Source organism: Mesobacillus sp. MER 48 (assembly GCF_023714225.1).
GTDB classification, from domain to species: domain Bacteria; phylum Bacillota; class Bacilli; order Bacillales; family Cytobacillaceae; genus Mesobacillus; species Mesobacillus oceanisediminis_A.
Window position 1 is genome coordinate 559,629 of record NZ_JAMAUR010000002.1, and the last position, 21,688, is coordinate 581,316.

Annotated in this window: 18 protein-coding genes; all 18 read left to right on the top strand. The window is 43.5% G+C overall.

Translation table 11 applies throughout. The features are described 5' to 3' along the window. Nucleotides 1–39: 39 nt before the first annotated feature. Entirely contained in the window at nt 40–1,563 is a 1,524-nt protein-coding gene (locus tag M3593_RS09010; RefSeq protein WP_251541954.1) for an ABC transporter ATP-binding protein, read from the top strand. Next, the gene (locus M3593_RS09015; protein ID WP_144474931.1) at nt 1,560–2,639 is read left to right on the top strand and encodes an ABC transporter permease; all 1,080 of its coding nucleotides are present in this window, start codon (nt 1,560–1,562) and stop codon (nt 2,637–2,639) included. Before M3593_RS09010 ends, M3593_RS09015 begins: the two co-directional genes overlap by 4 nt. A 1-nt stretch (nt 2,640) precedes the next feature. Further along, on the top strand, nt 2,641–3,594 hold the full coding sequence (locus tag M3593_RS09020; protein ID WP_144474932.1) for an ABC transporter permease: 954 nt from the start codon (nt 2,641–2,643) through the stop codon (nt 3,592–3,594). Between the two features lie 186 nt (nt 3,595–3,780). Continuing rightward, entirely contained in the window at nt 3,781–4,866 is a 1,086-nt protein-coding gene (locus tag M3593_RS09025; RefSeq protein ID WP_144474933.1) for a GGDEF domain-containing protein, read from the top strand. A gap of 230 nt (nt 4,867–5,096) precedes the next feature. Continuing rightward, nucleotides 5,097–6,374 carry an EF-P 5-aminopentanol modification-associated protein YfmF gene (yfmF, locus tag M3593_RS09030; RefSeq protein WP_251541952.1) on the top strand — a complete coding sequence of 426 codons (1,278 nt, stop codon included), beginning with the start codon at nt 5,097–5,099 and terminating at the stop codon, nt 6,372–6,374. Beyond that, nucleotides 6,374–7,666, top strand: coding sequence for an EF-P 5-aminopentanol modification-associated protein YfmH (gene yfmH / locus M3593_RS09035; RefSeq protein ID WP_251541950.1), 1,293 nt, complete (start codon nt 6,374–6,376; stop codon nt 7,664–7,666). The genes yfmF and yfmH overlap by 1 nt, the downstream gene beginning before the upstream one ends. A gap of 71 nt (nt 7,667–7,737) precedes the next feature. After that, a complete protein-coding gene (gene ymfI, locus M3593_RS09040; RefSeq protein WP_251541948.1) occupies nt 7,738–8,460 on the top strand; it encodes an elongation factor P 5-aminopentanone reductase in 723 nt (240 codons plus the stop codon). A 101-nt stretch (nt 8,461–8,561) separates the two neighbouring features. Beyond that, nucleotides 8,562–8,819, top strand: coding sequence for a DUF3243 domain-containing protein (locus M3593_RS09045; protein ID WP_251541946.1), 258 nt, complete (start codon nt 8,562–8,564; stop codon nt 8,817–8,819). A 194-nt stretch (nt 8,820–9,013) separates the two neighbouring features. Next, the gene (locus tag M3593_RS09050; RefSeq protein WP_144475010.1) at nt 9,014–9,805 is read left to right on the top strand and encodes a DUF3388 domain-containing protein; all 792 of its coding nucleotides are present in this window, start codon (nt 9,014–9,016) and stop codon (nt 9,803–9,805) included. Nucleotides 9,806–9,825: 20 nt separating this feature from the next. Then, nucleotides 9,826–10,707, top strand: coding sequence for a helix-turn-helix domain-containing protein (locus tag M3593_RS09055; protein WP_144474938.1), 882 nt, complete (start codon nt 9,826–9,828; stop codon nt 10,705–10,707). Between the two features lie 223 nt (nt 10,708–10,930). Continuing rightward, on the top strand, nt 10,931–11,509 hold the full coding sequence (pgsA, locus tag M3593_RS09060) for a CDP-diacylglycerol--glycerol-3-phosphate 3-phosphatidyltransferase (RefSeq protein ID WP_144474939.1): 579 nt from the start codon (nt 10,931–10,933) through the stop codon (nt 11,507–11,509). Nucleotides 11,510–11,532: 23 nt separating this feature from the next. Continuing rightward, nucleotides 11,533–12,780 carry a competence/damage-inducible protein A gene (locus M3593_RS09065; RefSeq protein WP_251541944.1) on the top strand — a complete coding sequence of 416 codons (1,248 nt, stop codon included), beginning with the start codon at nt 11,533–11,535 and terminating at the stop codon, nt 12,778–12,780. Between the two features lie 283 nt (nt 12,781–13,063). Beyond that, a complete protein-coding gene (gene recA, locus M3593_RS09070; RefSeq protein ID WP_353056081.1) occupies nt 13,064–14,104 on the top strand; it encodes a recombinase RecA in 1,041 nt (346 codons plus the stop codon). 295 nt (nt 14,105–14,399) lie between these two features. Beyond that, on the top strand, nt 14,400–15,962 hold the full coding sequence (rny, locus tag M3593_RS09075) for a ribonuclease Y (protein WP_251542348.1): 1,563 nt from the start codon (nt 14,400–14,402) through the stop codon (nt 15,960–15,962). A gap of 112 nt (nt 15,963–16,074) precedes the next feature. Continuing rightward, nucleotides 16,075–16,872 carry a TIGR00282 family metallophosphoesterase gene (locus M3593_RS09080; protein ID WP_251541942.1) on the top strand — a complete coding sequence of 266 codons (798 nt, stop codon included), beginning with the start codon at nt 16,075–16,077 and terminating at the stop codon, nt 16,870–16,872. Between the two features lie 1,498 nt (nt 16,873–18,370). Then, the gene (spoVS, locus tag M3593_RS09085; protein WP_010193268.1) at nt 18,371–18,631 is read left to right on the top strand and encodes a stage V sporulation protein SpoVS; all 261 of its coding nucleotides are present in this window, start codon (nt 18,371–18,373) and stop codon (nt 18,629–18,631) included. Nucleotides 18,632–18,735: 104 nt separating this feature from the next. After that, nucleotides 18,736–19,671, top strand: a complete 936-nt coding sequence (locus M3593_RS09090) for a dipeptidase (protein ID WP_251541940.1) — start codon at nt 18,736–18,738, stop codon at nt 19,669–19,671. 282 nt (nt 19,672–19,953) lie between these two features. Continuing rightward, nucleotides 19,954–21,687, top strand: a complete 1,734-nt coding sequence (locus tag M3593_RS09095; RefSeq protein ID WP_251541938.1) for a 2-oxoacid:acceptor oxidoreductase subunit alpha — start codon at nt 19,954–19,956, stop codon at nt 21,685–21,687. Nucleotide 21,688 lies beyond the last annotated feature (1 nt).

Here is a 21,688-nt window from a genome sequence, read left to right on the forward strand (position 1 = left end):
AAAAAAGGTATAGAGTCTAATACAAAGGTGAGTGCTACTATGAGTTATGTTGTAGAAATGTTAAATATCCGGAAAGAGTTCCCGGGTATCGTAGCCAACGATAATATCACCCTTACATTGAAAAAAGGGGAAATCCATGCACTGTTAGGGGAAAATGGTGCAGGAAAATCAACCTTGATGGGCGTTTTATTCGGGATGTATCAGCCTGAAAAAGGCGTCGTTAAAGTGCATGGAAAAGAAGTGCGCATCACGAATCCCAATGTGGCCAACCGTTTAGGAATCGGGATGGTGCACCAGCACTTTAAACTGGTTGAGAATTTTACCGTAACAGAAAATATCATACTGGGCAGCGAGCCGCTTAAAGGCATGGTGCTTGATATCGACAAAGCAGCAAAAAGAATTGAAGAATTATCAAAGCATTACGGATTGAATGTGGATCCACACGCGAAAATTGAAGATATTTCAGTAGGTATGCAGCAAAGGGTAGAAATTTTAAAGATGCTTTACCGAGAAGCAGACGTCTTGATATTGGATGAACCAACAGCTGTTCTTACACCAGCAGAAATTGATGAATTGATGAAGATTATGCGCAATCTTATTAAAGAAGGAAAGTCTATCATCATTATCACTCATAAACTGAAAGAAATTAAAGCAGTAGCTGACCGCTGTACGGTAATACGCCGTGGAAAGGGAATCGGCACTGTCAATGTGGCTGAAGCAAGTGAGGCAAGCCTTGCAGAAATGATGGTTGGCCGTCATGTTTCATTCAAAGTGGATAAGAAAGAAAGTGCTCCTGGAGAGGTAGTACTTAAAATAGATTCTCTATCTGTGAAAAACAATAGAAAAGTAATGGGCCTTAAAGATTTTTCACTTGAAGTCCGTACTGGTGAAATTGTTGGGATCGCCGGGGTCGAAGGCAATGGCCAAACAGAGCTTATTGAAGCAATCACAGGATTAAGAAAAGCGGAATCAGGCTCTATCCAGATTGATGGCACAGAGATCAGCAGCTTGCCTGTTCGCGAGCGACTTGAAAAGGGAATGAGCCATATTCCGGAAGACAGGCACAAACGCGGACTGGTTCTGGACTACTCGTTACAGGAAAATATGGTTCTGCAAATCTATAACAAGAAGCCTTTTTCAAAAAATGGGATATTGAACAAAAACGCTATGAAAACGTATGCTCAAAACATATTGACCAACTTTGATGTGCGATCAGGCGAAGGTGCAGTCTCTATCGCCAGGACACTATCAGGCGGCAATCAGCAAAAAGCGATCATTGGAAGGGAACTTGAGCTGGATCCGAAACTGCTGATTTGTGTACAGCCTACTCGCGGGCTGGACGTAGGTTCTATTGAATATATCCATAAGAGAATCGTAGAACACCGTGATAAGGGGAATGCAGTATTGCTTGTTTCTCTTGAGCTGGATGAAATCTTGCAGCTATCTGACCGTATAGCAATCGTTAACAACGGTGAACTGGTCGGAACAGTGATCGCTGCTGAAACGAACGAAAATGAAGTTGGTCTAATGATGGCAGGCGTGGCTAAGGAGAGAAGCATATGAGACATACCATCGTATCTATAATATCGATTTTATTAGGACTGGTGGCCGGGGGAATCCTGATGCTCTTCATCGGAAGCAACCCGATTGAAGGCTATTCCTATCTTCTTCAAGGTGCCCTGAAGAACCTTGAACGTATCGGGAATACCTTGGCTACGGCAACTCCACTTGTATTTACCGGTCTGTCCGTTGCTTTTGCATTCCGTACTGGTTTGTTCAATATTGGTGCTTCCGGCCAAATGTTAGTTGGCGGCTTATTGGCATCAGCTGTTGGTCTAACATATGATTTTTCAAGACCAGTCCTTCTTGCGGTCATGATTCTGGTGGGGATGCTTGGCGGAGCGCTTTGGGCATTCGTTCCTGGTTTGCTTAAGGCAAAATTCAATGTTCATGAGGTTGTATCGACAATCATGATGAACTGGATTGCTTATTGGACGATCTATTATGTGATTCCTGGATACTTCAAAGGGGAATTCCTCGAAACTGAATCCAAGAAGCTGGCAGAATCCGCTACCCTGCGTACGCCTTGGCTGACAGATATGTTCCAGGGTTCATACATCAACCTTGGATTGTTCCTTGCGGTCATTGCGGTAATCATTATAGCGTTCATTATCGATAAAACGACCTTAGGTTATGAGTTAAAGGCTGTAGGTTTTAATAGATTTGCAGCTGAATATGCAGGCATGAAAGTAAATCGCAATATTATTTTATCTATGCTGATTTCAGGTGCTCTTGCCGGACTCGGAGGAGTAGCGCTGTACACTGGTAATGCTTCCAGTATCCAGATCGGAATCCTGCCAGCCCAGGGTTATGATGGAATTGCAGTAGCATTGCTTGGTGCCAATAATCCAATTGGTGTATTCTTCGCAGCTGTTTTATTTGGAATCCTCTATTCTGGTACAGGCTTTATGAATGCGATGACTGAAATTCCTCCTGAACTGGCGAATACAATCATTGCGATCATTATCTACTTCGCAGCGACAAGTGTACTGATTGAGCGCTTGCTGAACAAATTCAAGAAGAGAAGCTCAAACCGAAAAGACAAAAGTGGTCCTGTAGTCGAGAAGGGAGATTCCTAAGATGTGGCATATTATAGAACAAATTTTTCCTTACGCGATTGTCTTTACAATTCCTCTTCTGATTACAGCCCTGGGCGGTCTTTTTAGTGAGCGAAGCGGAATTGTCAATATTGCCCTTGAAGGCTTGATGATCATCGGTGCTTTCTCTGGCGCTTTATCCATCCATTATCTGAGCGGTGTAATCGAAAACAATACGCTCGTTCTTTGGCTGGGATTATTGGCTGCTGTAGCAGCAGGCATCCTTTTTTCAATCTTGCATGCATTTGCGAGCATTAACTTGAATGCGGATCAAATCATCAGTGGTACGGCAATCAATTTGATTGCGACTGCCTTGACGATTTTCCTTGCAAGAAATATGACTGGAAGCGGGAATATCCGAATCACTAGTGGATTCACACCTTCGAATGTCCCTTTCTTGTCTGATATTCCGATAATTGGAGATCTTTTCTTTACAAAAACATATCCGACTACTTGGTTTGTATTGGCCATTCTTTTCATTAGTTCGTTTATCCTTTACAAAACAAGATTCGGTCTGCGTCTAAGATCCTGTGGTGAATTCCCGCAGGCAGCAGAGGCAGCAGGAATTAATGTGCGAAGAATACGCTATAGTGGAGTCCTTATTTCCGGTGCGTTTGCTGGTCTTGGCGGAGCTTTGATCATTGTGACTTACGCTGGTGAGTTCACAGGTACTGTATCTGGTCTAGGATTCCTTGCATTGGCATCCTTGATCTTTGGACAGTGGAAGCCGCTTGGCGTATTGGCAGCGACATTCTTCTTTGGTTTTGCCAGTACAATTGCAAACGTATCACAGGTAATTCCAGAATTGGCTGTCATCCCGCCAATTCTGCTGAAGATTTTCCCTTATGTCGTAACGCTGATCGCATTGGTCATCTTTTCTAAGTCTTCACAGGCTCCAAAAGCCGTCGGTGAAACATTCGACAGTGGAAAAAGATAAGTTTTTACCAAGAGGTGCCTTTATCGAGGTGCCTCTTTTCTATTCATTCGTTTAGTAACATTTGAGTAAAATGATAACCTTTAAAATATAGAAGAAAAGGACACATTAAATTTAGAATTTTTCAAACCGTTATGGTAGAATATAGGAAAATGCTGGTTAAAAAAATAGCGGTAAGAGGTCTATAAGATGAAGCTATCATTATATTTGGATGACCGTGAAACAGAGAAGATATTTTCTTATTTGCGCTGGATTTTTCTTGTTATTGGTGTTCTTGTTTTTTATTATCCGCCTCTCGCTGACAGGCTGGATTTTACAGAAGAGACCTTCCCGCTGCTTTTGACAGTGGGATTCATTTATATGGCCTCTGCACAAATTGCCCTGGTCAAGCTGCCTCCTGGAAATGAATATTTTTCATTGCTTACTAAAGCAGGTATTGTATTCGACTATGTCGCACTCATCTGGCTGCTCGTTTTAACCAGGGGAACCATGTCTCCGCTATTTCCGATTTCATACTTGCTTGTCATGCATGCGACGATCTATTGGAGAACAAAGGGGGCGATTTTGTCCTCTGCCTTTTTAACTCTTGGATACAGCATCATTTATGTTACACAGGGACATTTTGAATTTTATACTTCCTTTGTGTTTATCCTGAATCTCGCGTTCATCTGGGTTGTCGGTGTATTTGGTTCACTTATTGTCATAAGGGAAAGAAAGCACCTCAAGCAAAAGGAAATTTTCCATGAATTGATGTTCACTGATTATCTCACGGGTTTATACAACCATAGGCATTTTCAGGAACAGTTGAGGATGCTTACTCTCAATAAGGAAGATTTCATGCTTGTCATGGGGGATATTGATTATTTTAAGCAGGTGAATGACCAGTTTGGCCACCTGACCGGTGATGAAATATTGAAGCGAATTGGGTTGATTTTTCAGGAGCTGGCCGACCGCCATGACGCACAGGCATTTCGATACGGTGGAGAAGAGTTTGCGTTCCTTTTGCCTTTAATGGATGAAATGAGACAAGTTGCCTTTTTTGAAGATCTTTATTCAACCCTGGCGGCTGAGGAATTTACCGGGGATTGTAAAACCATTACGATGAGCTTCGGAATTGCTTCCTCACAAACAGTGTCACTGCCTGATAAGCTATTAGGCTATACCGATCAGCTTTTGTACAGCGCGAAGGCTGCTGGCAGGAATCAGGTAAAATTTGAAACAGGCTATACATATCGTTTTGATGCTGTATCGGAAATTGCAGCAGCAAGAGAATGAAAATATAAAGCTCCCCATCTTGAGGGGAGCTTTTGTGTTCAAATTTAATCGAATTGGCAATTGCTTGAATTAGACAACTATGGAAAGGTATAGTTAGAGTGTATTTATAGGAATATTAAATATGAGCATCTCAACGTATACATAGAGTAAAGATGTTTTGCAGGATTACAAACAGTGAAGAATGGATAGAAAAAGATTACTTATCGTGTTCCCATTAAAGGAGGATTTAAATGGCTGTCATTTCAGAAACAATCAAGGATATGAAGGGTTACAAGCTTCACATCGTAAAAACAGCAAAGTTCAAGACAAACACAATTGTCTGGAAGATGAAAACACCTCTGACGAGCGAAAACGTAACAAAACGTGCTTTGCTTCCATACGTTCTGCAGAGCAGCTCAAAAGCATACGAGACAACTTCAAAGCTGCGCTCCTATTTAGATGAGCTCTATGGGGCCAATCTTTATGTTGATGTATCCAAAAAAGGGGAGTACCAGGTCATTAGCTTCTCGCTTGAAATTGCCAATGAAAAATTCCTGAGTGACCCAGAGCCTTTGTTGAAAAAGGGGATGGAATTAATCGCAGAAATCCTTGTCAATCCTCTGGCCGAGAATGATGCTTTTGACAAAGAAACGGTGGAGAAGGAAAAGCGCACCCTTAAACAGAGGATTCAGGCAGTTTATGATGATAAAATGCGCTACTCCAATTTCAGGCTTGTACAGGAAATGTGTAAAGGTGAGCCGTATGCATTGCATGTGAATGGAGAAATAGACGATATCCCCCAGATTAATGAGGGGAACTTGTATGAGTATTACAAGCAGGCTTTTGCAGAGGACGAAATGGATTTGTACATTATTGGCGATGTGAACGAAGACGAAGTCCATTCCACTGCTGACGAACTGCTTCAATTCGAGGATAGGGTCCCTGTGAAGGTGGAAACACATCATGCTGGCAGCATAGAAGAAAAAACAGTAAAAGATCAGGAAGATGTAAAACAAGGCAAGCTGAATATCGGCTATCGGACAAATGTGCTTTATGGTGATCAGGAATATTATGCACTCCAGGTGTTCAATGGTATCTTTGGCGGCTTCTCACATTCCAAGTTATTTTTGAATGTCCGCGAAAAAAACAGCCTTGCCTATTATGTCGCCAGCCGTCTTGAAAGCCACAAGGGTTTGATGATGGTCATGTCTGGTATCGAATTCGAAAATTTTGAGCTCGCTGTTAAAATAATCCGTGAACAAATGGAAGCCATGCAAGCAGGCGATTTTACCGATCAGGAAGTTGAACAGACAAAAGCGGTGATTGAAAACCAAATGCTTGAAACTATGGATACTGCAAGAGGCATGGTAGAGGTCCTTTATCATAATGTTGTATCAGATCAAAATGTTAGCCTCGATGACTGGCTTCAGGGCATGAGTAAAACCACAAAAGAAGAAATCGTCGATGTAGCCAAGAAGGTCCAGCTTGACACGGTTTACTTCTTAACTGGATTGGAGGCGGACAAATAATGGAGAAGATCACTTTTGAACAACTTCAGGAAGAAATGTACTATGAAAAGCTGAATAATGGGCTTGATGTCTACATTCTGCCGAAAAAAGGCTTCAATAAAACATATGCCACATTTACAACGAAATACGGTTCAATCGATAATCACTTCCTTCCTCCGGGAAAGGATGAATACGTTAAGGTCCCTGATGGCATTGCCCACTTCCTTGAGCATAAATTATTTGAAAAGGAAGATGGGGATGTATTTCAGCAGTTCAGCAAGCAGGGTGCATCTGCGAATGCTTTCACATCGTTTACGAGGACTGCTTACTTATTTTCCAGTACCTCCAATGTGGAGAAAAACCTTGAAACACTGATTGACTTCGTTCAAGAGCCTTATTTCACAGAGAAGACGGTTGAAAAGGAAAAGGGAATCATCGGGCAGGAAATCACGATGTATGATGACAACCCTGACTGGAGGCTGTATTTCGGGCTTATACAGAATATGTATAAAAACCACCCAGTAAGCATCGATATCGCGGGTACCATCGAATCGATTTCCCATATAACGAAAGATATGCTGTATGAATGCTATGAAACCTTCTACCACCCAAGCAATATGCTGCTGTTTGTGGTTGGTCCTGTCAACCCTGATGAAATCATGGGCCAGATAAAAGATAACCAGAGCAAGAAAGAGTATAAGAACAAGCCTGAAATCCAGCGGAAATTTGATGCAGAACAGGCTGGAGTCGCTGAAAAGAAACAAGTCCTTAAAATGAACGTCCAAACATCAAAATGCCTTGTGGGAATCAAAGCTGCCAACCCGACTGAATCAGGAAGCGAAATGCTGAAAAATGAACTTTCAGTTAATGTGCTCCTTGATATGCTATTTGGAAAAAGCTCTGATAACTACACTGAATTGTATAGTTCGGGGTTGATTGACGACACGTTTTCCTATGACTATTCACAGGAGCAAGGTTTCGGGTTCGCGATGGTTGGCGGAGATACAAATGAGCCGGATGTCCTGGCCAGTAAGCTTGAAGCGATGCTGAAGGAAGCGAAATCGGGTCAGGGACTCACTGCTGAAAGCCTCGAAAGGACAAAAAAGAAAAAAATTGGGGCTTTCTTAAGAGCGGTGAATTCACCAGAATATATCGCAAATCAATTCACGCGTTACGCTTTCAATGATATGGATTTGTTCGAAGTAGTCCCTGTGCTTGAAAGTCTCACAATGGATGATCTCAATCAGGCAGCTGAACGGCTTATATCAGAGGACCGATTCACAGTCTGCCAGGTAGTTCCAAAGGGGAAGTAACTGACATATGAAGCGTGTGCGCCGGCCTTTCCCGGCGCATATTTAATTAGAAATGGTGAGAGGGAAAAGACATGAAAAGATTCGCATTGGTGACAGGTGCAAGCGGAGCAATCGGTAAAGCAATCTCAATCAAGCTGGCATCAGAAGGTTATTCGCTTTACTTACATTACAATCAGAACGAAAAGGGAATTGGAGAGCTTTTAAGCGAGATTGGCTCATTTGGCGGAGAATATATACCGATCAAGGCCAATTTAGCCTCGAAGACAGGTTATCTTGAATTAGCCAACCAGATTTTTTCGATTGATGCAATCGTACATAATGCTGGCAATGCTTTATATGGCCTTCTCGAGGATTTGGAAGAAGAAGAAACAGAAGCCTTGATTCAAATCCATGTTACAACGCCGCTTCTTCTGACAAAAAAGCTGCTTCCAAAATTGCGGCAAAAACAAAATGGGAATATTGTGATTGTCTCATCTATATGGGGCCAGACAGGAGCGTCATATGAGGTGGCGTATTCAACAGTAAAGGGAGCGCAGTTGGCATTTGCGAAAGCGCTAAGCAAAGAACTGGCACCTTCTAAAATTAGGGTGAACGCAGTTGCGCCTGGAGCGATCCAGACTCCAATGGTAGACGGATTTACCCTCGAGGAACTTGAAGCGATTGCTGCTGAGGTCCCATCCGGCCGTCTTGGGACCCCTGAAGAAGTAGCAAATGGCGTGGAATTCCTTTTATCTGAGAAATCCTCCTATATTACCGGACAGGTTGTGGCAATCAACGGCGGCTGGCTGACCTGAACAATTTGTGACAAATTTTCTAATCCCGTTTCTTGATGAATAATTCTCCGCGAACCAATGCAAAATAACCTTGTACTATTTTAGACAAGGAGGTTGTCAATATGTCTGTATTGGAAAATTGGAATCAGTGGAAAGACTTCCTGGGAGACCGTCTTCATCAGGCGCAGGATCAAGGGATGAATAAAGAAGTAATGGGTGATCTTGCATACCAGATCGGCGACTATCTTGCCAAGAACGTCGACCCTAAGAACGAACAGGAAAGAGTTCTTTCAGACCTTTGGTCAGTAGCAAGCCCGGACGAGCAGCATGCGATCGCTACCATGATGGTAAAGCTTGTTCAAAACAACGGAAGTAAATAGGTGAGTTTGATGAAGAGGGGACTTACATTCCTCTCTTTTTTTATTTATAACAGTCCATATCAGATGCATTAGGCCAGTTTTCATTTCTGGCTTGTTTTTCCTTTCATCTTCTTAGAAAATCATATATTATAGTAGCTAGATAATCGATGTCAAAATGTGTCGCAATTATTGGCTGAAAGCAGAGGAGGAGAATGATGGAGAAGAAAGAATGGTACTTGGAATATGAAATAATGATTAACCGTCCAGGACTGCTAGGTGATATTTCCTCTTTGCTTGGAATGCTGTCCATCAATATTGTAACGATCAATGGTGTGGATGAAGGAAGACGTGGCCTATTGATCCTTGCGAAAGATGATGATCAAATTGAGAGACTTGAGTCAATTTTAAATACTATGGATACAATAAGGGTAATTAAAATCAGGGAGCCTAAACTGCGTGACCGGATGGCGGTAAGACATGGCAGGTACATACAACGTGATGCGGACGATAAAAAAACATTCCGGTTTGTAAGGGATGAACTTGGACTGCTGGTCGACTTTATGGCAGAATTGTTTAAGATGGAGGGGCATAAACTGATTGGCATACGTGGAATGCCTCGTGTCGGAAAGACAGAATCTGTTGTGGCATCAAGTGTTTGTGCCAATAAAAGATGGCTTTTTGTTTCCTCTACATTATTGAAGCAGACAATTCGCAATCAGTTGATTGAGGATGAGTACAATGCTGATAACCTATTCATCATCGATGGTATTGTTTCAACAAGGAGAGCCAATGAAAAGCACTGGCAGCTTGTCAGGGAAATCATGCGCCTTCCTGCAGTCAAGGTTGTGGAACATCCTGATATTTTTGTCCAGAACACAGAATATACATTGGATGATTTTGATTATATTATCGAATTAAGAAATAACCCCGATGAGGAAATCGTATATGATATGGTCCAGAAGAATCACATGTTTACTGATTCCGATTTTGGAGGATTTGATTTTTAACAGTATTGGAAGGTGTTATCGTGTCTGAGTTAGGAATTATTTTAAAGGAAGCACGGGAAGCAAAAGGTCTCAGCCTGGACGAACTGCAGTCCATCACGAAAATTCAAAAGCGTTATCTCCTGGGCATTGAAGAAGGCAATTATTCTATGATGCCAGGTAAGTTCTATGTTCGGGCATTCATCAAACAATATGCCGAAGCAGTGGGCCTTGATCCGGACCAGCTTTTTGAACAGCATAAATCCGAAATCCCATCTTCATATAACGAAGAGTTGCCAGAACAGCTGTCACGTGTCCAATCGAGGAAGAGTCTTTCACCAGAAACTTCTAAGGTTCTGAATGTACTTCCAAAAATATTGATTGGCATCTTCATTATTGGCGCGATAGCTCTCGTGTGGTATTTAATTGTCAAAAACGCTGGCGATGACGCTGGACAGACTGCGAATACCAAAAAGGACCAGCCAATCGTTGAAGAACCTGCAGGGAGCGCGGAAGATGCCGCTGATGATGATCCAAGCGAATCTGATACCCCTGCTGAGGAAAAACCTGCTGAAGAAGAAGCAGAGCCTGAAACCCCGGCACAGGAGCTTACAGTCTCTTCTAGCAATGGCAGCAAGACGGTATACGAACTGAAGAATACCGATAAATTTGCCATCAAGATTGTTTCACTTGGGCAAACATGGGTTGGCCTTTCTAATGGGGCTGGGAAATCGATCTTCCAGGGTATGCTGGATAAAGACAAAACTGGAAGCCATACAGAAGATATGACCAGTGAAACAGAGGCAGTCATCAATATCGGACGGGCTACCGAAACGGAAATTTACGTAAACGACCAAAAGCTAGAGTACGCCGTTTCGCCGGAAGAGGATATGACCCAGCTGATCACAATCAAATTTGTGAAATAATGTAACGTAATAAAATGCAGTCCGATTAGAGGCTGCTGCAACAAAAATGCCCGTATGGACGTTTGTTTATACGGGCTATACTATTAGTGCTAAGCTCCAGCGCTTCTCGGAGCTTGTTGAGGTGCTTGCCGCTTCAGGCATATTTAATGTCGTTTTTTACATATTGGATATAATGAAGAAGTCAGCCAAATGGCTGTGTAATTAACATCTGGAGGAATAGGATATGAACTTGCCAAATAAAATTACGGTTTCACGCATTTTATTGATTCCGTTATTCTTGATCGTGATGGTTGTTCCATTTTCCTGGGGCGAGATTGCCCTGCTTGGAACGACAATGCCGGTCACTCATTTAGTAGGAGCGCTGATTTATATTTTCGCTTCTGTTACAGACTGGGTTGATGGGTATCTTGCACGGAAACATAATCTCGTTACGAATCTGGGGAAATTCCTTGATCCGCTGGCGGATAAACTTCTGGTCTCCTCGGCACTGATTGTGCTTGTTGAACTTGGGTATGCCCCAGCGTGGATTGTCATCGTGATCATCAGCAGGGAGTTTGCCGTGACAGGGCTTCGTTTATTGCTTGCGGGAGGCGGCGAGGTTGTTGCTGCCAAGATGCCAGGGAAAATCAAAATGTGGGCTCAAACAGTCGCGATTTCCGCTTTGTTGCTGCATAATATCATCTTTGAAGCTTTCTCAATCCCGTTTGCCGATATCGCCTTATGGGTGGCGATGTTCTTTACAATCTGGTCTGGTTGGGACTACTTCGCCAAGAACAAGCAAATATTCAGCAATTCTAAATAAAGGATTTGCCAGGAGGATGTCATATGAATGCAGAAATCATAGCAGTTGGATCTGAATTGCTTCTCGGGCAAATTGTCAATACAAACGCCAGGTTCCTGTCAAGGCAGCTTGCAGACCTGGGAATCAATGTATTCTATCACACGGTTGTCGGGGATAATTCCGATAGGCTGAAAAGTGCAATCAGGATTGCCCAGGAACGTGCAGAATTGATCATTTTCACTGGCGGCCTTGGGCCAACTAAAGATGACCTCACCAAAGATACCATTGCCGCTCAGCTCGGAAAGAAATTGGTGCTTGATGAGGAAGCTATGAGGTCGATCGAACTCTATTTTGAAAAAACGAAGAGGGTAATGACCGAGAATAACAGGAAGCAGGCTCTCGTGATTGACGGTTCCGTTATTCTTAAGAACGAAAATGGCATGGCTCCGGGTATGTTCCTGTCAACATCTGACCACAAGTATATGCTGTTGCCGGGTCCTCCTTCTGAAATGGAGCCCATGTTCCTGAAATATGGCCAGGCAGCTATCACTGGCATAAATGGCAGCCAGGCAAGGATTGAATCAAGAGTCCTGCGTTTTTTTGGAATAGGCGAGGCAGCATTGGAAGCACAAATAGAGGATTTAATCGATCAGCAAAGCAATCCGACCATTGCCCCGCTGGCAGGTGACGGGGAAGTGACCCTGAGGCTTACAGCAAGAGATGATGCTAATGGCACTGCCCAGGAATTAATTGATAAAGTGGAAGCGGAAATCATGGACAGAGTCGGCGAGTATTTCTATGGTTACGACGAAACCTCACTAATATTGGAACTTTCCAAACTAGTAAAAAGCAAGAACTTGACGATATCAGCAGCGGAAAGCCTTACAGGCGGGATGTTCCAGGAGGAATTGACCTCTGTTTCCGGAGCCAGCAGCCTTTTTAAGGGCGGGATTGTATGCTATTCAAATGAGGCTAAAATCGGACTGGTGAACGTCAGCCCTGCTACAATAGAGAACTTCGGGGCTGTCAGCAAAGAATGTGCGGAAGAGCTTGCGGTCAATATTGCATCGATCACCAATTCGGAAATTGGCCTAAGCTTCACCGGCGTGGCAGGTCCTGACTCTCTTGAAGGGCATCCGGCAGGAACTGTTTTCATTGGTGTACATGTAAAGGGGAAGCCAGTCCATGTAGAAAAATTGAACCTGAGCGGGTCTCGAGCTGCCATCAGGAGCAGGTCAGTGAAGTTTGGCTGCCAGCTGTTAATTCAGAGATTATCAGAAACACGGAAGTGATTTGCTTCCGTGTTTTTTCATTGTTGGTGGTTCCAGGCGTACTGAATAGGCAGATTTCTTGCCGAATTCGTGTTTTAAAGGGTATATTCCTACTCAAAACTAGTAAAAAAGCTATTTAAAATTCAGTTTTAATGATTATTCTAGCTTCAAAAAAAACGAATAAATGTTCGATTTTTTAATGGACAAACTGCATGGAAAAAGGTATAGTAATAGTAGGATTTGAATAAGAGATTTGCGGACATGCAGTATGCAGTTCGTTTTTATATAAAAGGAGGAAGATTGAGTGAGTGATCGTCAAGCGGCGTTAGATATGGCATTAAAACAAATTGAAAAGCAATTTGGTAAAGGCTCGGTTATGAAGTTGGGTGAGAAGACAGACACTAAGATTTCTACTTCTCCAAGTGGTTCCCTCGCACTGGATGTAGCGTTGGGAATAGGCGGCTATCCTCGCGGACGTGTAATTGAAATCTATGGTCCTGAAAGTTCAGGTAAAACAACAGTTGCGCTTCATGCAATTGCTGAAGTGCAGGCTAATGGCGGCCAGGCAGCGTTCATTGACGCTGAACACGCGCTGGATCCTGTATATGCACAAAAACTCGGTGTAAACATTGATGAGCTTCTTCTGTCACAGCCGGACACAGGAGAGCAGGCATTGGAAATTGCGGAAGCACTTGTACGAAGCGGCGCGATTGATATCATTGTTATTGACTCCGTTGCAGCTCTTGTCCCTAAGGCAGAAATTGAAGGTGAGATGGGTGATTCCCACGTCGGTCTTCAGGCTCGATTGATGTCCCAGGCACTGCGTAAACTTTCTGGTGCCATCAACAAATCTAAGACTATCGCGATCTTCATTAACCAGATTCGTGAAAAAGTCGGTGTTATGTTCGGTAATCCAGAGACTACACCAGGCGGCCGTGCTTTGAAGTTCTATTCAAGTGTCCGTCTTGAAGTGCGCCGTGCTGAAACATTGAAGCAGGGTAATGATATGGTAGGTAACAAAACTAAGATTAAAGTTGTCAAGAACAAGGTTGCTCCTCCGTTCCGCACAGCTGAAGTGGATATTATGTACGGCGAAGGGATATCCAAAGAGGGTGAGATCATCGATATGGGGTCAGACCTTGATATCGTTGATAAGAGCGGTTCTTGGTATTCCTATAATGGTGAGCGTCTTGGACAGGGAAGGGAAAACGCCAAGCTTTTCCTTAAAGAAAATCCGTCCATCCGTCTTGAAGTCCAGAAAAAGATCCGTGACCACTACGGTCTGGATGGCGAATTCACTGTAACTGAAACAGATGAAGACCAGGAAGAACTCCAACTGGATTAATAGATTTACACTAAGGACCAGCAAGGTCTCCTGAATGACAGGAGGCCTTTTTGGTATCGATTCTCTCTAAAAATAAGAATTGATTGAATAATTAATTAAAATCGATGGCATCCTTATCGGACAAACCCTTGACAATAAAATTTGGCAGCTTTACAATTAAAAATGTATATTTTACATTTTCATGGTATTAAAAACGTTTAAAAGCATTAGAGCTGTATGTTGATGCTTGTAACAATGTACATGCCGACACTTTAAAAAACGTAACACAAGTTCATAGCAAGAGGAGGTGAAAATGATGGATCTAATTATTTCAATCATCTCCATTTTGCTTGGCCTATTCGTCGGTGCAGTTGTTGGCTATTTTTATCGTAAATCCGTTGCGGAAGCAAAAATTGCAGGTGCCAAAAACGCCGCAGAACAAATTATTGAAGATGCGAAGCGTGGAGCAGAGGCAATGAAGAAGGAAGCCCTGCTGGAGGCTAAGGATGAAAATCACAAACTGCGTAATGAAGCAGAACGTGAGATTCGTGAACGAAGAAATGAACTGCAAAAACAAGAAAATCGTTTATTGCAAAAAGAGGAGAATCTTGATCGTAAAGATGAGTCGTTGAACAAACGCGAGAATCTTTTAGAGAAAAAAGATGACGCTCTTACCAAAAGACAACAGCATATTGAAGAGATGGAAAGCAAAGTGGACGAGATGGTACGAAATCAGCAGGCTGAACTGGAACGCATCTCGAGCTTAACGCGTGATGAGGCTAAATCCATCATTTTGGAGCGTACTGAGCAAGAACTTGCTCACGACATTGCACTAATGATTAAGGAAAACGAAAACAGGGCGAAAGAAGAATCCGATAAGAAAGCGAAAGAGGTACTTTCACTTGCCATCCAAAGATGCGCAGCTGACCATGTCGCTGAAACGACTGTGTCGGTTGTGAATCTTCCGAATGATGAAATGAAGGGACGCATTATCGGACGTGAGGGACGGAATATCCGCACCCTGGAAACGTTGACGGGAATAGACCTCATAATTGATGATACTCCGGAAGCGGTAATATTATCCGGATTTGACCCAATCAGACGTGAAACAGCCCGATTAGCTCTGGAAAAGCTTGTCCAGGATGGACGTATTCATCCGGCCCGAATCGAAGAAATGGTTGAGAAGGCACGCCGTGAAGTGGATGAACATATTCGCGAGGTTGGTGAACAGACGACCTTCGAAGTGGGAGTACACGGGCTGCATCCAGACCTCATCAAGATTCTTGGCCGCTTGAAGTATCGTACAAGCTACGGACAGAATGTTCTTAAGCATTCAATGGAAGTAGCCCAATTGTCCGGATTGCTTGCTGCAGAGCTAGGTGAAGATGAAACATTGGCTCGCCGAGCAGGACTCCTGCATGACATCGGAAAGGCAATTGACCATGAAGTAGAAGGCAGCCACGTTGAAATTGGCGTGGAGCTCGCTACCAAGTACAAGGAACATCCTGTTGTCATCAACAGCATTGCTTCCCACCATGGTGATACTGAGCCTACATCGATCATCGCAGTTCTAGTTGCTGCTGCTGATGCATTATCAGCTGCAAGGCCAGGTGCCCGCAGCGAAGCACTTGAAAACTATATCCGCCGTCTTGAAAGACTCGAAGAAATCTCGGAATCCTATGAAGGGGTCGAGAAGTCCTTCGCTATTCAAGCGGGAAGAGAAATCAGGATCATGGTTCGACCTGATCAAATCGATGACTTGGAGGCACACCGCCTCGCTCGTGATATCCGTAAGAAAATCGAGGAAGAGCTCGATTATCCAGGACATATCAAGGTTACAGTCATCCGTGAAACACGTGCAGTTGAATACGCAAAATAAAGCGGTGCTTCGGCGCCGCTTTTTATATTGTGGTCACATTGCTGTTTTCCTCTGATCACGATGATATGATACAATTTTTATATAAATAACTTATAGGCAGGAATGAAGATTAATGAGAATTTTATTTGTAGGGGATGTTGTAGGTTCTCCAGGCAGGGATATGGTTACGGAATACCTGCCAAAGCTGAAGGGGAAATTTCGTCCGACTGTTACGATCATAAATGGTGAGAATGCAGCGAGCGGTAAAGGGATTACCGAAAAGATTTACCGGCAGTTTCTCGAGCAGGGCGCACAGGCTGTCACTCTAGGAAACCACGCATGGGATAACCGTGATATTTTTGAGTTCATCGATGGAGCTAAATATCTGGTACGGCCTGCTAATTTTCCAGAAGAAGTTCCTGGCAAAGGGATTGTTTATTTAAAAATCAATCAGGAGGAACTGGCAATAATCAATTTGCAAGGCCGAACATTCTTGACGCCAATTGATTGCCCATTTAAAAAAGCCGATGAACTGATTGAAGAAGCTAGAAAGCGCACGTCCCTCATATTCGTTGATTTCCATGCAGAAGCAACTAGCGAAAAGCAGGCAATGGGATGGTATCTTGATGGAAAAGTATCCGCTGTAGTCGGTACGCATACCCATGTCCAAACTGCAGATGAACGAATTTTGCCTTCTGGTACAGCATATCTGACCGATGTAGGCATGACCGGTCCATATGATGGCATTTTGGGAGTAGAAAAAGAAGCAGTTCTCAGAAGGTTCATGACAAGCCTGCCAACCCGTTTCGAAGTAGCCAAGGACGGAAGGAACCAGCTATCAGCAGTATTGATCGATTTGGATAAGAAAACTGGCAAAGCAGTGAAAATCCAGAAAATCCTTATAAATGAAGACCACCCTTTTTATGAATAAAACATTAGAGTGACATTCGTGAGACTGCAGGAAAACTCATTCGAGTTTATCTGCAGTCTTTACTTATGAGCTGAATGCGGTTATTTGGAGAAGGATTAAGTTGGGTGAAAGATACCCTTGTGAAGAGGTAGGAGGGTGGATAAGGGTATCATTGCTGTCGAGAAATACCCTTTTGATGGGAAAAGAGTGCGCATAAGGGTATCATTCCTGTCGAGAGATACCCTTATGACGAGAAAAGAGTGTGGATAAGGGTATCATTCTGCCAGAGAGATACCCTTATGAAGAGTGAAGAGTGCACATAAGGTCACCATTGCCGCCGAGAGACACCCTTATGAAGAGTGAAGATTGCGCATAAGGTCACCATTCCGCCAGAGAGACACCCTTATGAAGAGTGAAGAGTCTATATAAGGTCACCATTCCGCCCAAGAGACACCCTTATGAAGAGGCAAGAAAACGCATAAGGTCACCATTCCGCCAGAGAGACACCCTTATGAAGAGTGAAGATTGCGCATAAGGTCACCATTCCGCCAGAGAGACACCCTTATGAAGAGTGAAGAGTCCACATAAGGTCATCATTCCGCCAGAGAGACACCCTTATGAAGAGGCAAGAGAACGCATAAGGTCACCATTCCGCCTGATAGATACCCTTATGAAGAGGCAAGAGTCCACATAAGGATACCATTCCGCCTGAGAGACACCCTTATGGTTGAGGCAAGAGAACGCATAAGGTCACTATTCCGCCCAAGAGACACCCTTATGAAGAGCTAAGAGTCCACATAAGGGCATCATTCCGCCCGAGAGACACCCTTATGAAGAGGCAAGAGAACGCATAAGGGCATCATTCCGCCCGAGAGACACCCTTAAGAAGAGGCAAGAGTGCACATAAGGGCACCATTCCGTCTGAGAGATACCCTTATGAAGAGTGAAGATTGCGCATAAGGTCACCATTCCGCCCGAGAGATACCCTTATGAAGAGTGAAGAGTCCCGATAAGGGTATCATTCCGCCTGATAGATACCCTTATGAAGAGTGAAGAGTCCACATAAGGGTACCATTCCGTCCAGGAGATATCCTTATGAAGAGTGAAGAGTCCACATAAGGGCATCATTCCGCCTGAGAGACACCCTTAAGAAGAGGCAAGAGTGCACATAAGGGCACTATTCCGCCTGAGAGACACCCTTAAGAAGAGGCAAGAGTGCACATAAGGGCACTATTCCGCCTGAGAGACACCCTTATGAAAAGGCAAGAGTCCGCATAAGGGCATCATTCCGCCCGAATAGCATCATAACAGGGGTATGATCCCGGTTCTAAAGGGAATTACCAATATAAAAAAGCCTTGCCATGCAAAAAAAACACAATCAAAGCCATCACTTGCAATGCTTTTTTTAACTGAAGGTCATATGTGGGCTTCCTCCTGAATATAGTAGCAGTGGAACAGACTAACCTGGATGTCCACAAACAGGACATCTGGTACGGGACAAAATAAGGAGGAGCCAGGAATGGAGATATTAAAAGTTTCAGCAAAATCTAATCCTAATTCTGTAGCTGGTGCGCTTGCTGGAGTACTGCGCGAAAGAGGGGGCGCAGAAATTCAGGCAATTGGGGCGGGTGCATTAAATCAGGCCGTTAAGGCAGTAGCGATCGCAAGAGGGTTCGTAGCACCCAGCGGCGTTGATTTAATTTGCATCCCGGCATTTACTGATATCCTGATTGATGGCGAAGAGCGGACAGCCATTAAGTTGATTGTTGAACCCCGATAATGTAAAAATCAAACACATAAGAAATTGTTGATATACTCGCCTGTTTGCATGTGCAAGCAGGTTTCTTTTATTTTCTTGTATAATGGGCACAAGGGGGAATTCTTTTGAAAATCTATGATGGACATTGTGATGTTCTCTATAAACTATTAATGGATCCGACACTTGATTATGTTAAAGCAGGGGAATTACAGGTCAATTTGGAAAAGTTGAATGCTTCAGGAACAAAAGTCCAGTTGTTCGCCATTTATGTACCCGAATCGGTCCATCCTGATCTGAAATTCGAGGCAGCACTTAGGATGGTAGATTTGTTCTATGAAAAGGTTCTATTGGCGAATCCCCAAATGAAGCTTGTGACTAACAGGGCAGAGATTAATGACCTCACCGAACAAGAAATAGGTGCTGTCCTGACTCTTGAAGGTTGTGATGCCATTGGTCAGGATTTGTTGAAGTTACGAACGCTGTTAAGGCTTGGGGTGCGTTCTGTAGGATTGACGTGGAACTTTGGAAATTATTGCGCCGACGGGGCGTTAGAGGATCGGGGAGCAGGGCTTACGAGATTTGGCCGGCAGGTTGTCCAGCTCCTGAATGAAACGGAAACAGCCTGTGATGTCTCCCATCTATCCGAGAGGGGGTTCTGGGATGTGCTGGAAGTATCAGACCGTGTGTTTGCGTCCCATTCAAACAGTTATACGAAATGCCAGCATCCGCGGAATTTGAGGGACGACCAAATCAAAGCGCTGATCGATTTGGATTCTGTCATGGGCCTCACATTTGTCCCGGAATTTTTATCGGGTAAAAAGGAATCGGCATCGATTGATGATATAATCCGCCATCTGGAACATGTCTGTACTCTTGGAGGAGAAAATCATGTAGGCTTCGGTTCAGATTTTGACGGTATAGAATTTACGGTGAAGAATCTATCGGGAAATGATCAATATGAGAACCTTTGGAACGAATTGCAAAAATATTATACTGATATACAAGTCCGAAAGTTTCTTTTTGACAATATGGCGTCCAAACTTCCGTTGAAAAACAGCTGAAATCAATAGACACAACAGGATTCAGTCCCTGAATAAGAGGGCCAGAATGCAGGAAACTTAAAATATTTTAACAAATAAAAAAATATTCATATTTTCGTCAAGAATTATTCTGAAAGGGTTGCTTTTTTTTTCACATAGGTCTAGAATTGAAAGCGTTTAGTACCATCCATTTACTAGATTTGACAGGGGTTTTAGAGATACCCACTAAATTCTAGTGAATTACTTGGAAAAGTGCTACACTTAATAACGAAGCGTTTTTACATATCTAAAGGGGTGTAAGAGATGATCAATCAACTTTCATGGAAAGTTGGCGGACAGCAGGGAGAAGGAATTGAATCTACCGGGGAAATTTTCTCTATTGCTTTGAACCGTCTAGGCTACTACTTGTATGGCTACCGTCACTTTTCATCACGTATCAAGGGCGGACACACAAATAACAAGATTCGGGTAAGCACTACAGAGGTTCGATCTATTTCTGACGATTTAGATATTCTTGTAGCGTTCGATCAGGAAACGATCGATGTTAACTACAAGGAATTGCATGAGAAAGGCGTCATTTTGGCTGATGCGAAGTTTGATCCTAAAAAGCCAGAAGATACTCAAGCTGCATTGTATGCGGTTCCATTTACGGAAATAGCTACTGAACTTGGAACATCTCTTATGAAGAACATGGTCGCGATTGGTGCGACAAGTGCAATCCTTGACCTGGACATCCAGGTTTTCGAGGAAGTCGTCCAGGAAATCTTCGGACGCAAAGGACAACAGGTTGTCGATAAAAACATGGAAGCCATTAAAGCTGGCTACGAATATACGAAGGAACAATTGTCTGGTGCCGAGACGATGCAGCTTGAAAAGGCTGATGGACAGAAACGTCTGTTCATGATCGGCAATGACGCAATCGCAATGGGTGCAGTAGCAGGAGGCTGCCGCTTTATGGCTGCTTATCCAATCACGCCTGCATCAGAAATCATGGAATATCTGATCAAGAAGCTGCCGGCTCTTGGCGGAACTGTCATCCAGACAGAAGATGAAATCGCTGCTGCTACAATGGCAATCGGTGCTAACTATGGCGGAGTTCGTGCGATTACAGCATCTGCGGGTCCTGGCCTTTCTTTGAAAATGGAAGCAATCGGCCTTGCCGGAATCACTGAAACTCCGATCGTTATCGTTGATACACAGCGTGGCGGTCCATCAACAGGTCTCCCTACTAAACAGGAACAATCAGACCTTATGGCAATGATCTATGGAACGCACGGCGAAATCCCTAAAATTGTCATGGCTCCAAGTACGGTCCAGGAAGCATTCTATGATGCAGCTGAAGCATTCAACCTTGCTGAAGAGTATCAATGCCCTGTTATCGTCCTGACTGACCTTCAGCTTTCACTTGGAAAGCAAACAGTCGAGCCGCTTAATTTTAATAAAGTGGAAATCCGCCGAGGCAAGCTGGCGACAGAAGAACTTCCTGAAATTGAGAATAAAGGGTACTTCAAGCGTTATGAAGTAACTGAAGATGGTATTTCACCTCGTGTCATTCCAGGCATGAAAAACGGAATCCACCACGTTACTGGTGTTGAGCATGACGAAACAGGAAAGCCTTCAGAATCTGCTGCGAACCGCATTGCCCAAATGGATAAGCGTTTCCGCAAAATCAGCAATCTGAAGTTCGATACGCCAATCCATAAAAATGCTCCGCATGAGGAAGCTGATCTCTTAATCGTAGGTTTCAACTCTACTAGAGGTGCAATCGAAGAGGCAATGGGAAGACTGGAGAAGGATGGTTTGAAAGTAAACCATGCTCATGTACGTTTGATCCACCCATTCCCTGCTGATGAAATGATGCAGCTTGTAAATTCTGCTAAGAAAGTGGCAGTTATTGAAAACAATGCGACAGGACAACTTGCGAACATCATGAAGATGAATGTCGGAGGACACGAGAAGATCCACAAGATCCTTAAGTACGACGGAAATCCGTTCTTGCCGCAGGAAGTCCACACAAAATGCAAGGAGTTGTTCTAGG

What these genes read in the sequence shown, in the direction of transcription:
- yfmH (WP_251541950.1), top strand. Translation starts at nt 6,374, where the DNA reads ATGGAGAAGATCACTTTTGAACAACTTCAGGAAGAAATGTACTATGAA.
- M3593_RS09050 (WP_144475010.1), top strand. Translation starts at nt 9,014, where the DNA reads ATGGAGAAGAAAGAATGGTACTTGGAATATGAAATAATGATTAACCGT.
- yfmF (WP_251541952.1), top strand. Translation starts at nt 5,097, where the DNA reads ATGGCTGTCATTTCAGAAACAATCAAGGATATGAAGGGTTACAAGCTT.
- M3593_RS09095 (WP_251541938.1), top strand. Translation starts at nt 19,954, where the DNA reads ATGATCAATCAACTTTCATGGAAAGTTGGCGGACAGCAGGGAGAAGGA.
- ymfI (WP_251541948.1), top strand. Translation starts at nt 7,738, where the DNA reads ATGAAAAGATTCGCATTGGTGACAGGTGCAAGCGGAGCAATCGGTAAA.
- M3593_RS09025 (WP_144474933.1), top strand. Translation starts at nt 3,781, where the DNA reads ATGAAGCTATCATTATATTTGGATGACCGTGAAACAGAGAAGATATTT.
- pgsA (WP_144474939.1), top strand. Translation starts at nt 10,931, where the DNA reads ATGAACTTGCCAAATAAAATTACGGTTTCACGCATTTTATTGATTCCG.
- spoVS (WP_010193268.1), top strand. Translation starts at nt 18,371, where the DNA reads ATGGAGATATTAAAAGTTTCAGCAAAATCTAATCCTAATTCTGTAGCT.
- M3593_RS09015 (WP_144474931.1), top strand. Translation starts at nt 1,560, where the DNA reads ATGAGACATACCATCGTATCTATAATATCGATTTTATTAGGACTGGTG.
- M3593_RS09065 (WP_251541944.1), top strand. Translation starts at nt 11,533, where the DNA reads ATGAATGCAGAAATCATAGCAGTTGGATCTGAATTGCTTCTCGGGCAA.
- M3593_RS09020 (WP_144474932.1), top strand. Translation starts at nt 2,641, where the DNA reads ATGTGGCATATTATAGAACAAATTTTTCCTTACGCGATTGTCTTTACA.
- M3593_RS09045 (WP_251541946.1), top strand. Translation starts at nt 8,562, where the DNA reads ATGTCTGTATTGGAAAATTGGAATCAGTGGAAAGACTTCCTGGGAGAC.
- M3593_RS09010 (WP_251541954.1), top strand. Translation starts at nt 40, where the DNA reads ATGAGTTATGTTGTAGAAATGTTAAATATCCGGAAAGAGTTCCCGGGT.
- rny (WP_251542348.1), top strand. Translation starts at nt 14,400, where the DNA reads ATGGATCTAATTATTTCAATCATCTCCATTTTGCTTGGCCTATTCGTC.
- M3593_RS09080 (WP_251541942.1), top strand. Translation starts at nt 16,075, where the DNA reads ATGAGAATTTTATTTGTAGGGGATGTTGTAGGTTCTCCAGGCAGGGAT.